Origin of the sequence: Ensifer sp. 4252 (genome assembly GCF_050434565.1) — a bacterium.
Taxonomy (GTDB): Bacteria; Pseudomonadota; Alphaproteobacteria; order Rhizobiales; family Rhizobiaceae; genus Ensifer.
Genome location: NZ_JBNDIU010000003.1, coordinates 159,022 through 171,046 on the forward strand (window position 1 = coordinate 159,022; position 12,025 = coordinate 171,046).

A 12,025-nucleotide genomic window follows, 5' to 3' on the forward strand; every position below is an offset into this window, starting at 1 on the left:
CATTGGCAAGAGGAAGGTGGTGTCTCGACCATTTGAGAGGTAGACCATCTGCAGGAACATCATTTGTGAGTTGAAGTCACATGTCGCGACACTCGATCAACCGCTCCGGCGAAATGGCCGTCTTCGTCAGGGCCGTCGAACTCGGCGGTTTCTCCGCAGCCGCACGCGAATGCTGCATGACGCCATCGGCGGTGAGCAAGCTGGTGCAGCGGCTGGAAGAGAGGCTCGGCGTTCGGTTGATCAACCGTTCGACGCGGCAATTGCAATTGACGCCGGAGGGGTGTGCCTTTCACGAGCGGGCTGCCCGCATTCTCGCCGATATCGACGACGCGGAAAGACAGGCAGCCGCCGGCGATGTGCCGGCAGGGCGTGTCCGCCTCAACGCCAGCGCCTCCTTTGCCACGCATGTGCTGATGCCGCTGTTGCCGGAATTGCTGAGCGCATATCCGGATCTTTCGGTCGATATCATCCAGACCGATGCTGTCGTCGACCTGATGGCGGAGCGCGTCGACATCGCGATCCGCGGGGGGCCGCTCAAGGCATCCAGGCTGATTGCGCGCAAGCTCGGCAGCACGTCGATGACCATCGTCGCAGCGCCGTCTTACCTCGCTCGTTGCGGCAAACCCGACAGCCTTGGCGAGCTCATGACGCACAATCGCTTGAGCCTCAGCTACACCAGGGCCGTCGACGGGTGGCCGCTATTGTCCAATGGCGAAGCAATTTTGGTGCCGCCGAGTGAAAAGGTACGCGTGAGCGACGGAGAGGGGTTGCGTCGGCTGGCTCTGGCTGGCGTCGGGCTGGCGCGGATGGCGACCTTCACGGTCCGGGATGACATCGATGCCGGCCGGTTGGTGCCGCTTGTCGAGCATCTCAATCCGGGAGACCGCGAAACCTTCCACGCTGTTTTTCAAGGCCAGGGTGGGGCGCTTCCGTCCCGCGTTCGGGTGATGCTCGACTTCCTGGCGGCACGGGCGCGACTTTCCGGCTGATGATGAGGCGGGGCGCCTACCTGTCGGGCTAGCCGCAGACGCGATTGCGCCCCTCGGATTTCGCGCGGTAGAGCTCGGTGTCGGCGCTTTCGATCAGGCCTTTCCAGCCAGGGTTGGCGTCGGCACCGGCGACGCCAAAACTTGCGGTGACGTTCAGCTCCTGGCCGTCGGCAAAGGTGATCGGTTCGCGCGCAAGATTGGACCTGATGCGCTCGGCAAGGGCGCGAGCGGCCTCGAGATCGTCGCCGGGGGTGATGACGGCGAATTCCTCGCCGCCGAAACGCGCGACCAGGTCGGAGGAGCGCACGGAATAGCGGATGATGCGGGCGGTTTCCTTCAGCACGATGTCGCCGACAAGATGGCCGTGGGTGTCGTTGATCTGCTTGAAGTGGTCGATATCCATCAGGATCAGGCAGGCGTTCTTCTCGTTACCCGCCACATCCTCGGCGCCGCCGATGAGTTCCAGCGCGCGACGGTTGAGCAGACCGGTCAACTCGTCGGTTTCGGCCTGGCGCTCGAGGTGCTTCATCAGGAGGGTGCGCTCGTCGAGCCTCTGACGCAGCACGTCGATCGCATCGAAGAGCCGTCCCATTTCGCCTTCGCCGCCTTTGCCGCTCAATCGCGCGATCGGGCGATCATTGGCAAGTTCGATGATGCTGTGGCGCGCAAGCAGCAGCGGCTCGAAGACCAGCGATCGTGCGCGACGCATGAGAATGAGAAGGACGATGAACAAGGCGAAGGTCGCGGTGGTGGCGACCGCCAGCTTTACCGAGGCCTGTGTCTTGCTGCTGGCAAGCCTTTCGACCGTGGCGTCCATGAAGTCGCGGCGAAGGATCTCGAGCGGCTTCATCTTCGGAACGTAGCGGTCGGTGAATTGCTCGGCCGTGACAGGGTAATGCCCGGTATGTCTGCCGACCGACACGACGCTGTCGATAATCGCAAAACCTTCGCCGAAGAACTGGTGTTCGATCGCGGCGATATCGGCAATGTTCTTCGGCTTCAACCCGGGCAGTGCGCCCGGCTTGCCGACGACGGACCAGATTTCCTGCAGGCGACCGCGTGTTCGCTCGCTGTCGGCGATGTTCTTGGCTTCCAGCGGTTTTCCGACCGCGACCGGAGCCATGAGCTGGGAGGCAAGACGACCACCATCCTCGCGCAGATTGGCGAGCATGTGGGCGGCGATGGCGATGCCCGCCAGATCAGGATCGGTGTTCGTCAGGCGTTGGATGTTCCAGTCGAAGGCAGGGCGCATCGCGTCGATCACGGCGAACATGCCTTCGATGGCCGTCTGGATTTCCTTGAGGTCGCGGCGTTCCGGCGGCATGGCGGCGATGCGATCGATCTCGGCCCGGGCGAGCCGGAGGCGGCGCTGGACTTCGGCAAGGATGGGCGAAAGTGCCGTTGCCGGCTCCGACCGGCTGCCACCGGTCGCGCCGGCCACGATCTCGGCAAAGGCTGCGTCGCTGCGCGCCCGGAATTCGGCAAGGCGCGCCTGAACCGGTGAGCCCGGGGCGACGCCGATGCCCATGACCCCGTTCGACGGCCCGCGTTCGGCCGAGAGATAGGTTGCCGTGTCGAGAACCCGGCAGAATGCGATGACTTCCGCGAGGTTGCGTCGGGCAATGACGAAGTCGGAGTAGGAGGCGGCGATGATTTCGGTGGCAAGCACACCCGTACAGGCGACCACGATGGCGATCAGCCACTGCAGCTTGCGGCGCAGCATCTTGGCGGAGCGAAGGTCTCGACCGCTTTCGCTGCGCTGCGGCTCATTGGGTGTGGGATTGGTCATTTGCGCGAAGTTGGTCCACCAATGCTACCGGTCATCGTGCCGGAGTCGCGACAATTTCTTGCCACGGAGAAGGAATGCTTTCCGCGATCAGTGATACATGCCGCAGTACTATCGCATAAGGTGTTAAATATCCCTGAAATACCCTAAAATACCATGGGTAAAACCGCAACTGAGGGATGCGTGCGGCGCACGCCAGCCGCGGTCGCGAGGGGTCTTCTATGTGAGCGGTGCCGTTCGGTCTGCCTGGAGCCTATCGATGGATACCAGGCAGGCCGTTTCGATCTCGGGTTGCGTTCAGCCTCTCTGACCGACAAGGGCAAAAAGAGCACCTTGCGGGTCGAGCGCCTGGATGATCCAGGCTCCACCCGGCACTTCCATGGGCTCAAGGACGATCTTGCCGCCGCCGGACTTGACGCGCTCGATAGCCGTGTCCAGCGCTGCGACGTTGATGTAGTAAAGCCAATAGGGTGACGGGATATCCTTCGGCTTGGTCATCATGCCGCCGGACTGGGCACCGTCGATGGCAAAGATCCGATAGGTGCCCATCTCGCCCATATCCATGTCGTGATCCTTGGTCCAGCCGAAGACCTCGGCATAGAAGGGGAAGGCCTTGTCGAGGTCGCCGGACATCAGCTCATGCCAGCCGATCTGCCCCGGCGTCATCGGGTCGACAGCGGGTGGCGGCTCGCCGGTGCCGGTAAACAGGGCGAAAACCGCCCCATGCGGGTCGGTGGCGATGGCGAAGCGGCCGATGCCGGGGATGTCGTCCGGCGCACGGTGGATCTTGCCGCCCTTGGCAGCAACCGTTGCCGCCGCCGCATCGACATCGTCGACACCGATATAGCCGAGCCAGGCTGGGGGCACGTTCATCTCGAGCGCGCCTTCCGGCATGGTCATCAGGCCCGCGACCTGATGCTCGCCTTTGCTGAACAGGGTATAGCTCACGCCGGGCATGCCGGCGTCGCGGGCATCCCATCCGACGACATCCTTGTAGAAGGTTTCTGCCGCCTTGGTGTCCGTGGTCATCAGTTCGTACCAGACGAATTTGCCGTTATGGCCTGCCATCTTATGTCCTCCGGTTGCAAAGTTGGAAGCCGCGCCGGCCGGAGCCGGTCCAGCCGTGCGAGGCGCTTCAGCCCATGTCAGAGGCGGCTGTACTCCACCGTCATCATTTCCTTCCAGGTCCCGTCATCTGTCCTGACATGGGTCGTCAGCAGGCGTCGGGATTGGCCGTCAAGGATTATCGCGTCGCGATACCTGGCCTGTTTGCCCGGAGCATCGAAGTCGGGGCCATCGCTGTAGAGCGACAGCGTCAGTCCGTCCGGTTCAAGCTCGCCGTCATAGATCCACATATGGGTCATCATCGAGCCGACCCAGGTTCCAACGAAACGTCCGGTTTCCGGGTTGTAACCGAGTGTCATCAAGGTCTCGCCGAAGTTGCCGTCGGGCATGGTGCCCCGGCCTTCGCAGACGGCCCAAAGCCCCTGAAGGCTGCGAACATGCTCTGTCCATGGGGTGACCGTTTCCGGTTCGCCCGATGTGCGTACCTGCCAATCGCCGAGCAAGTGTTCAAGCCAGCGATGCGCTTCTTCCGGTTCTGCCTTCACTGAACTTCCTCTCCTGGGGACGCGTGAAAATCGATCCGAGATATGCAAGGGTCGATCAGAGATACAAGTGAATCAGGGATATGAGCGGGAAGAAACGCGCCCGGAGCCGAAAGGTTCCGTTCCGGGCGCGGTGCCGGGACGCTCAACCGGCTTTGCGTTGAGGTGCATCGCCATATTCGTCGTGGCGGCGCACGAAACCCTGCGTGCCCTCTTCGTTTCGCCCCTTCGGCGCGCGGTCGAGAAGCATCAGCGTGCCGACCATTTCCTCAAGCCCGCGGGCATAAGTGGAATAGGTGTGGTAGACGGTGCTGTCGTCGACCTTCTGGAAGGCGCTGAGACCGGGCAGTTCCTCGTGCGCATTGGCGCTTTCCGTCTCGGTGAAGTTGTAGATGACCTTGCCCTCAGCGAGTTCGGCAGGCGTGAAGGCGACGTGAAAGTCGCTGTTGAAGCTGTTGCCCTCGGCCGACACCCAGGGAAAATGCCAGTTCATGCGTTTCTGGTAGGCTTCGAGCTTGGAAAGCGGGGCATTGGAGACGGCGATCAACGTGACGTCGTGGTGATTGAGATGCGGCAGCATGCCGTCGAAATGGTCGGCGAGGAACGAGCAGCCGGGGCAGCCGGCCTCCCAGGTCGGGCCGAACATGAAGTGGTAGACGACGAGTTGGCTGCGGCCGTCGAAGAGTTCGGCCAAGGATTTCTGACCGTCCGGCGTGTTGAAGACGTAGGACTTTTCCATCTTCACCCAAGGCAAGGCGAGGCGCGCCGCGTTGACCTTGTCTCTCAGGTGGGTGTGCTCTTTTTCCAGATCCAGAAGCGTTTTTCGCGCTTTCAGCCATTCCTGCGACGATACGACTGCATGATCCTGTCTCATGCCCGTTCCTCCTTCCAACGTTGCACTTGACTAATTACGTTGATATCAACATTAATCAGTTATGTCAAAATCGCCCGTCATTCCGTTCGAGACCACATTGTTCGTGAAGGACACCTGCCTGTGCCTGCACGTCCAGCGCGCGGCTCGTGCGATTGCCCGCCAATTCGACGATGCCTTGCGGCCGCTCGATATCACCAACGGCCAGTTTTCCGTGCTGATGTCGCTCAATCGCCCGGCGCCGCCGAACATGCGCACCGTGGCCTTGCTGCTTGCCATGGATCGCACGACGCTGACGGCAGCGCTGAAACCGCTGGAGCGGCGTGGGCTCGTCGAGATTTTCGCCGACGAGGAGGACCGACGGTCGCGTTGGCTACGGTTGACGCCAGAGGGCGAGCGTCTGCTGGCGCGGGCTGTCCCGATCTGGAGGGCGACCCACGCGGTCGTCGACGAGAGGCTTGGCGAGGGCGGGCCGGAGCGTTTGCGCGGCGATCTCCTGCAGTTTGCCTGAAACACGCTTTGCGAGCGCGGACTGAAGCGATCTGGTTCTAGCCCGTCGCCGGGCGATCCCGCAGCATGGCGATCGCTTCGCCGATCAACGCGGTTGCCCGCCGCAGCCGCTCCTCTCCGAGCTCCGCCCCGAGGGCATCCGCCCAGACGGCCTGCCTTGCCTTGATTTCATCCTGCACTTCTTCGCCGCGCGGCGTCGGCACCATCAGCTTGGCGCGCTGGTGCGCCGGATTGTCGCCATAGGCGATCAGCCCTTCTTCTTCGAGCAGATCGGCGATGCGTTGCACGCCCTGCCGCGCAAGGCCGAGCGCGCGCGCGGCGTCCGCAACCGACATCGGTGCGTGGCTTGCGGCCGCCAACACTTGCCAGCGCGCACTGGTCTGGCCCGAGGGTTTGGCGAGCACGTCGCCAGCCGCCGTCAACGGACCGGCCAGGCGAAGCACCGAGATGGCGAACTGGGCGAAGGCGTCGCCGGCGGGGGTGCGGACAGGGTCATTCATGTTGACAGCGACTACCAAGTGCCATGGTGAATAATGACAGCATGTTGTCATGGTGGCGTGCTCGTCGCAAGCGTTTTGATCGCACGAAGGGAAATGCGAACGTCCAAACGGAGTTACAAAGGCAGTTGCCCCTGCAGCACCGTGCGATACGAGGCCGATTTCGACCTTGATGCCGGCACGACCAAGGGCAACGGCATCTCTAGATCAGGTGCGCCATGTGGGCGCTGCGCCCGATTCGCTTTTTCCGGAAAACCGACGCGGAGCACAATTGACAATATGTTGTCATCATGACAAGATGAAATGACAGCAAGTTGTCAATTATTACGCATTGAAACATGGGCTGTTCTGGTCTCGAATTGGGAGTGAAGGTGATGAAACTGACCTATCGGGGAAGCTGCCATTGCGGAAAGATCCGCTATGAGGCCGACATCGATCTCGACGCCGGTACGGGCAAGTGCAACTGCACGATCTGCTGGAAGAAGCGCTATTGGGGCGCGATCGTGAAACCGGATGCGTTCCGGCTGCAGGCCGAGGAAGTCGATATCGCCGACTACCAGTTCGGTAGCGACAGCGTGCATCACCGCTTCTGCAAGACCTGCGGCATCGCCGCCTTTGGACATGGCTATATCGAGGAAATCGGCGGCGCCTACTATTCCGTCAACGTCGCGACGCTCGATGACGTCGACCCCGCCGTGCTCGCCGAAGCGCCGGTGCAATATATGGACGGCCGCAACAACAACTGGTTCCACCCGCCGGCCGAGACGCGCCATCTCTAGGTTGCTGCATCGGGCGTCATGCAAGCTCCCGCATAGGTGGGCGCCTTTGCAGGCGACTTACACCTTGCGAAACTCGAGGTGGTAGGTGACCTCTTCGCCGGTTGTCGGATCGATGCCCGGCGCGCTGTGGATCACCAGTCGGTCGCCGTCCAGCATGAATGGCCGGATCAGGTCGGAAATGCCCCAGGCCGGGTTCCAGCTCGCATCGACATGATGGATGACCTTGCCGTCCTCGAGCGTATAGGAGCCGGCATAAGCGAGCATCGAATCGAACAGTGCTACCTTTTCCTCGTCGGTGGGGGGTGCGCCATTCGACGCCGGGCGATGGCGCTTGACCACGACTGCGGTCATGCGGCCTACCGGCTGGTAGGAGAGGTAGCCGATGGGGTCCGGACCCATGGCATCGGTGATCTCACCCGATGCTACCGCCTTGCGGGTCCAGGAGAGCATTTTCCAGGTGCCGAGCAGGTCCGCCGCGTTCGCCATCGTTCACTCCACGGAAATTAGATAAACCTAAAATAGCAGGTGAATTGTGTGCGGAACAGCTTGGCTGCGCTTGGATTGAATAGCGGGGAGCATGGTCGCAAGTCGCCAAGCCGTTTCCATCAAGCGACGCATAAAACGTATAAAAAAGGCCCCCGCGCAGGCGGGAGCCTCTTATCTCTTGCCAGTCGAACTTTAGTGATCGCCGAGGTCGCGAACCGCACCGCGGTCTGCGGAGGTGGCAAAGGCCGCGTAGGCCTTGAGTGCCGTCGTGACCTTGCGCTTGCGGACCTCGGTCGGCTTCCAGCCTTTGGCGTCCTGCTCGGCGCGGCGGCTGGCGAGTTCCGCCTCGTCGACCCGCAGGCCGATCGTGCGGTTAGGGATGTCGATGTCGATCATGTCGCCTTCGCGCACCAGGCCGATCGTGCCGCCGTTCGCCGCTTCCGGCGAGACATGGCCGATCGAAAGGCCCGAGGTGCCGCCGGAGAAGCGGCCGTCGGTGATCAGCGCGCAAGCCTTGCCGAGGCCCTTCGACTTCAGATAGCTCGTCGGATAGAGCATTTCCTGCATGCCCGGGCCGCCCTTCGGACCCTCATAGCGGATGACGACGACGTCGCCGGCCTTGATCTCGTTGGCGAGGATGGCCTTGACCGATGCGTCCTGGCTTTCGAACACCCGTGCCGGACCGGAGAACTTCAGAATGCTCTCGTCGACGCCGGCGGTCTTCACGATGCAGCCGTCGAGTGCAATGTTGCCCTTGAGCACGGCAAGGCCGCCGTCCTTGGAGAAGGGATGTTCGACCGAGCGGATGACGCCCTTTTCGCGGTCGGTGTCGAGCTCATCCCAGCGCGCTTCCTGGCTGAAGGCAACCTGGGTCGGAATGCCGCCGGGGGCTGCGCGGAAGAAGTTGCGCACGGTTTCGCTCGTGGTACGGGTGATGTCCCAACGGTCGATGGCGTGGCCGAGGGTTTCGCTGTGCACGGTCGGGCAATCGCGATTGATCAGGCCGCCTTTTTCGAGTTCGCCGAGGATCGACATGATGCCGCCGGCGCGGTGCACGTCTTCCATGTGCACGTCGCTCTTGGCCGGCGCCACCTTCGACAGGCAGGGAACCTTGCGCGACAGCCGGTCGATGTCGGCCATGGTGAAATCGACCTCGCCCTCATGGGCGGCGGCGAGAATGTGCAGAACGGTGTTGGTCGAGCCGCCCATGGCGATGTCGAGCGCCATGGCGTTTTCGAAGGCCTGCTTGGAGGCGACGTTGCGTGGCAAAACGCTGTCGTCGTCCTGTTCGTAGTGGCGGCGGGCGATGTCGACGATGAGGTGGCCGGCCTCGACGAACAGGCGCTTGCGATCGGCGTGGGTCGCGAGCGTCGAGCCGTTCCCCGGCAACGACAGGCCGAGCGCTTCCGTCAGACAGTTCATCGAGTTGGCGGTGAACATGCCGGAACAGGAACCGCAGGTCGGGCAGGCGGACCGCTCGATGATCTTGACGTCCTCGTCGGAGATGTTGTCGTCAGCGGCAGCGACCATGGCGTCGACCAGATCGAGCGCATGGGTCTTGCCGTGCAGGACGACCTTGCCGGCTTCCATCGGGCCGCCGGACACGAAGACGGCCGGGATGTTGAGGCGCAGCGCCGCCATCAGCATGCCGGGCGTGATCTTGTCGCAGTTGGAGATGCAGACCATGGCGTCCGCACAGTGGGCATTGACCATGTATTCGACGCTGTCGGCGATGATTTCGCGCGACGGCAGCGAATAGAGCATGCCGTCATGGCCCATGGCGATGCCGTCATCGACGGCGATGGTGTTGAATTCCTTGGCAACGCCGCCGGCCGCTTCAATCTCGCGGGCGACAAGCTGGCCGAGGTCCTTGAGGTGCACGTGGCCCGGCACGAACTGCGTGAACGAGTTGACCACCGCAATAATCGGCTTGCCGAAGTCGCTGTCCTTCATGCCCGTCGCGCGCCAAAGGCCGCGGGCGCCGGCCATGTTGCGGCCGTGGGTGGTGGTGCGGGAGCGATAGGCAGGCATGGACGGTTTCCTTCAAGGACGAAATGTCATTGGCTGATATGGCGGTCATTGACCTCCAGTGCAGGGGCTACCTAGCGCAAAATTGCGCGCACGTCATCTTTTGCGTCAGATTATTTCGACGCGTCACTGCCCGCATTTCGGCCGGATAACGACCCCCTCGCGCCAGTCTAGCGTCGTGCCTTGGCCTTGGACACCCGGCACGTGATCCCCCTTATGAAAATCTTATGCCGGCCGGTGCAAGTCGCAATCGAAACCGGACGCGGGGCGGGGGTAGCCTTTGCTCATCGACAACGGGTGAGCACCATGACCCTTCACGATTTCAACTTTAGCCATCGTTCCGATACACCGGATCGCCAGCCCGGCAGAGGCCCCTTCGTGGAGCCGGATCACGCAGATGGCGGGGCGGATGCCTTGACGCTCCTGCTTCTGCGCATCGCCGCGGTTCGCCGTCTGCGGGAGCATCACGTCTGGGAGGCTGTGCGGTTGCTCGGCGACAGGCCCGACCTGGTGCCGGAAGACTGGCCGTCGCGCCGCTTTCGCGAGTTGATGGCCGCAGACGCATTGGTCGATGCCGTGATCCATCTGACGGCTTTGACCGAAGCCAAGCTTTGCCTGCGTACCCTCAGCCATGAGTGCGGGGTGTGGACCTGCGCGCTTCGTTACGCACCCGCCGGTGCCGGCCGTGTCACGTTCAAAGCGCGCCACGCCGATCTGGCGTCGGCGATCCTTTCGGCCTTCCTGCAATGCTGCCGCGCCTTTCGGCTTTCGATTGAAGGCGACAGCACCCGCCGCGGCCATCTCCCAACCTGAAGGACATTTCCATGAGCGATCATTCGCTTCGCCTCGAAGGGGCGATCACGGCGTTGGTCACGCCATTCAAGGACGGCAAGGTCGATGCCATCGGTCTGATGTCGCTCGTCGAATGGCAGATCCGCCACGGCATTTCCGGCATCGTCGCCTGCGGAACGACGGGCGAAGCGGCGACGCTTTCCCGCACTGAGCGTAAGACGGTCATCGAAGGGTGCGTCGAGGTCGCGGAGAGGAAAATCCCTGTTCTCGCCGGCACGGGCACGAACTCTACCGAAACGACGATCGAATTGACCGCCGAGGCCAATACGCTCGGCGCCGACGCTGTGCTCGTCGTTGCGCCCTACTACAACAAGCCCTCCCAGGAGGGGATCTATCGCCACTATGAGGCGGTGGTCCGGGCGGTCGATCTGCCTGTCATCGTCTACAACGTGCCCTCACGCACCGGGGTCGATATTGCGCCGCGCACGCTCGAGCGATTGGCGCAGTTGCCCGGCATCGTCGGCATCAAGGATGCGACAGGTGATATCGGTCGCTTCCTCGCGTCGCCGCCATCGGTCAAGGCGCGGCTCTGCCAATTCTCGGGCAACGACCAGACGGCGCTGCCGTTCAACCTTTGCGGCGGGCATGGCACGATCTCGGTGGCGGCGAATGTCGTGCCGAGGCTGACGGTTTCCCTGCACCATGCGATCGCAACCGGCAACAGCCAGGCGGCCGTCGCCATCCATGAGCGGCTGCAGCCTTTGTTCGCCGCGCTTGAACGCGAAACCAATCCGGGCCCGATCAAATACGCCCTGCATCTGGCCCGGGGCTTAAGCCCCGAAGTGCGGCTGCCGCTGACGACGGTGTCGCCGGAGACGGCGGCCGAGATCCGCTCGGCACTCGAACCGCTGATCGAGACGCGTGACGGCCAGCATGTCAGCCCGCGCTTGCCCCTCGCACTTGCGAGCTGAGGCTGCGGCCATCGACCGGGCGCTTCCATGTCATCGCAAATTGGGCGGCTCTTGCAGCTGTGCACGACGGGCACGGCCCGAGCTTCACATCAAACACATCAAAGGAGACAGACCATGTCACGCTTTCCCCATCTTGCCGCGCAGGCGGAACAAAGACGCCGGTCGCAGGGGACCGACAGCTGTCACGCCGACAACAGTGCGGTTCGCGACGCTTTCCTCGGTATCGGCATCCGCCTCGGTATCGTGCTCGGGCTCGCCTACGGCATCCAGACGGTCATCCCCTGGCTCGCCGGTTGAGCGGCCGCACTATTCATCAACAAGGAACATTCGATCATGGACAGTATGCAGCAGATTCGGCGTGGTTTTCTGGCGCGGGCGCGTTTCGTCGTCGGGCGCGATAGCCACGGATGGTGGGTTGTTTCCGACCGCAAGGGATTGGTCGGAGGGCTGTTCACCAACGAGGCGGCAGCAATCCATTTCGCAGTCGAAGCAAGCGATCGCCATCCTGAAGAGGTTTGCCGGGCGCCCGACAGCGCCGCCATCGACCTTGGAACGTTTGCGAGCAGATCGAGCGCGCGCAGGCAGCCCCGGCGCCGCGCCCACTCCTGATTTCGCTGCCCTTGTTTCCGTCGGTCGCGGGATCGCGTGACCGACGGAAGCAGAACGCAGCACGTCTCTCAAGGGTGCCATGGTGCGGCCCGTTCGGATC

Annotated in this window: 14 protein-coding genes; 7 read left to right on the top strand and 7 right to left on the bottom strand. The window is 62.8% G+C overall.

The features are described from left to right. The first annotated feature begins 80 nt into the window (after positions 1–80). Positions 81–989, top strand: a complete 909-nt coding sequence (locus ABIE33_RS09760; protein WP_429124305.1) for a LysR family transcriptional regulator — start codon at positions 81–83, stop codon at positions 987–989. A gap of 28 nt (positions 990–1,017) precedes the next feature. Here the strand turns inward: ABIE33_RS09760 and ABIE33_RS09765 are convergent, their stop codons facing one another. The 4 genes from ABIE33_RS09765 to ABIE33_RS09780 all read right to left on the bottom strand — a co-directional run bounded on the left by ABIE33_RS09765 (position 1,018) and on the right by ABIE33_RS09780 (position 5,256). After that, positions 1,018–2,778, bottom strand: a complete 1,761-nt coding sequence (locus ABIE33_RS09765; protein ID WP_429124306.1) for a GGDEF domain-containing protein — start codon at positions 2,776–2,778, stop codon at positions 1,018–1,020. A 294-nt stretch (positions 2,779–3,072) separates the two neighbouring features. Beyond that, positions 3,073–3,843, bottom strand: coding sequence for a VOC family protein (locus ABIE33_RS09770; protein ID WP_429124308.1), 771 nt, complete (start codon positions 3,841–3,843; stop codon positions 3,073–3,075). A gap of 77 nt (positions 3,844–3,920) precedes the next feature. Then, positions 3,921–4,385 carry a DUF1579 domain-containing protein gene (locus ABIE33_RS09775; RefSeq protein WP_429124310.1) on the bottom strand — a complete coding sequence of 155 codons (465 nt, stop codon included), beginning with the start codon at positions 4,383–4,385 and terminating at the stop codon, positions 3,921–3,923. Between the two features lie 142 nt (positions 4,386–4,527). Further along, positions 4,528–5,256, bottom strand: a complete 729-nt coding sequence (locus tag ABIE33_RS09780) for a DUF899 domain-containing protein (protein ID WP_429124312.1) — start codon at positions 5,254–5,256, stop codon at positions 4,528–4,530. 61 nt (positions 5,257–5,317) lie between these two features. Between ABIE33_RS09780 and ABIE33_RS09785 the strand changes: the two genes are divergently transcribed. Next, a complete protein-coding gene (locus ABIE33_RS09785; protein WP_429124316.1) occupies positions 5,318–5,764 on the top strand; it encodes a MarR family winged helix-turn-helix transcriptional regulator in 447 nt (148 codons plus the stop codon). A gap of 37 nt (positions 5,765–5,801) precedes the next feature. Here ABIE33_RS09785 and ABIE33_RS09790 read toward each other — a convergent pair whose 3' ends face one another. Continuing rightward, positions 5,802–6,263, bottom strand: coding sequence for a MarR family winged helix-turn-helix transcriptional regulator (locus ABIE33_RS09790; protein WP_429124318.1), 462 nt, complete (start codon positions 6,261–6,263; stop codon positions 5,802–5,804). A 371-nt stretch (positions 6,264–6,634) separates the two neighbouring features. On the opposite strand from ABIE33_RS09790, the gene ABIE33_RS09795 reads away from it, so the two are divergent. Next, on the top strand, positions 6,635–7,039 hold the full coding sequence (locus tag ABIE33_RS09795; protein ID WP_429124319.1) for a GFA family protein: 405 nt from the start codon (positions 6,635–6,637) through the stop codon (positions 7,037–7,039). 57 nt (positions 7,040–7,096) lie between these two features. Here the strand turns inward: ABIE33_RS09795 and ABIE33_RS09800 are convergent, their stop codons facing one another. Beyond that, positions 7,097–7,525, bottom strand: coding sequence for a lipocalin-like domain-containing protein (locus ABIE33_RS09800; RefSeq protein ID WP_429124321.1), 429 nt, complete (start codon positions 7,523–7,525; stop codon positions 7,097–7,099). Between the two features lie 192 nt (positions 7,526–7,717). After that, the gene (gene ilvD / locus ABIE33_RS09805) at positions 7,718–9,556 is read right to left on the bottom strand and encodes a dihydroxy-acid dehydratase (protein WP_429124323.1); all 1,839 of its coding nucleotides are present in this window, start codon (positions 9,554–9,556) and stop codon (positions 7,718–7,720) included. A gap of 303 nt (positions 9,557–9,859) precedes the next feature. Between ilvD and ABIE33_RS09810 the strand changes: the two genes are divergently transcribed. The 4 genes from ABIE33_RS09810 (at position 9,860) to ABIE33_RS09825 (ending at position 11,925) form a co-directional block, all read left to right on the top strand. Continuing rightward, entirely contained in the window at positions 9,860–10,366 is a 507-nt protein-coding gene (locus ABIE33_RS09810) for a hypothetical protein (protein WP_429124325.1), read from the top strand. Positions 10,367–10,377: 11 nt separating this feature from the next. After that, complete coding sequence (gene dapA / locus ABIE33_RS09815; RefSeq protein WP_429124327.1) at positions 10,378–11,316, top strand: 4-hydroxy-tetrahydrodipicolinate synthase; 939 nt, start codon at positions 10,378–10,380, stop codon at positions 11,314–11,316. Positions 11,317–11,430: 114 nt separating this feature from the next. Then, the gene (locus ABIE33_RS09820; protein WP_429124329.1) at positions 11,431–11,613 is read left to right on the top strand and encodes a hypothetical protein; all 183 of its coding nucleotides are present in this window, start codon (positions 11,431–11,433) and stop codon (positions 11,611–11,613) included. Positions 11,614–11,649: 36 nt separating this feature from the next. Beyond that, on the top strand, positions 11,650–11,925 hold the full coding sequence (locus ABIE33_RS09825; RefSeq protein ID WP_429124331.1) for a hypothetical protein: 276 nt from the start codon (positions 11,650–11,652) through the stop codon (positions 11,923–11,925). Positions 11,926–12,025 lie beyond the last annotated feature (100 nt).

Excerpts from the sequence above, each read along its gene's own strand:
- ABIE33_RS09760 (WP_429124305.1), top strand. The coding sequence starts at position 81 with ATGTCGCGACACTCGATCAACCGCTCCGGCGAAATGGCCGTCTTCGTC.
- ABIE33_RS09765 (WP_429124306.1), bottom strand. The coding sequence starts at position 2,778 with ATGACCAATCCCACACCCAATGAGCCGCAGCGCAGCGAAAGCGGTCGA.
- ABIE33_RS09770 (WP_429124308.1), bottom strand. The coding sequence starts at position 3,843 with ATGGCAGGCCATAACGGCAAATTCGTCTGGTACGAACTGATGACCACG.
- ABIE33_RS09780 (WP_429124312.1), bottom strand. The coding sequence starts at position 5,256 with ATGAGACAGGATCATGCAGTCGTATCGTCGCAGGAATGGCTGAAAGCG.
- ABIE33_RS09785 (WP_429124316.1), top strand. The coding sequence starts at position 5,318 with ATGTCAAAATCGCCCGTCATTCCGTTCGAGACCACATTGTTCGTGAAG.
- ABIE33_RS09790 (WP_429124318.1), bottom strand. The coding sequence starts at position 6,263 with ATGAATGACCCTGTCCGCACCCCCGCCGGCGACGCCTTCGCCCAGTTC.
- ABIE33_RS09795 (WP_429124319.1), top strand. The coding sequence starts at position 6,635 with ATGAAACTGACCTATCGGGGAAGCTGCCATTGCGGAAAGATCCGCTAT.
- ABIE33_RS09800 (WP_429124321.1), bottom strand. The coding sequence starts at position 7,525 with ATGGCGAACGCGGCGGACCTGCTCGGCACCTGGAAAATGCTCTCCTGG.
- ilvD (WP_429124323.1), bottom strand. The coding sequence starts at position 9,556 with ATGCCTGCCTATCGCTCCCGCACCACCACCCACGGCCGCAACATGGCC.
- ABIE33_RS09810 (WP_429124325.1), top strand. The coding sequence starts at position 9,860 with ATGACCCTTCACGATTTCAACTTTAGCCATCGTTCCGATACACCGGAT.
- dapA (WP_429124327.1), top strand. The coding sequence starts at position 10,378 with ATGAGCGATCATTCGCTTCGCCTCGAAGGGGCGATCACGGCGTTGGTC.
- ABIE33_RS09820 (WP_429124329.1), top strand. The coding sequence starts at position 11,431 with ATGTCACGCTTTCCCCATCTTGCCGCGCAGGCGGAACAAAGACGCCGG.
- ABIE33_RS09825 (WP_429124331.1), top strand. The coding sequence starts at position 11,650 with ATGGACAGTATGCAGCAGATTCGGCGTGGTTTTCTGGCGCGGGCGCGT.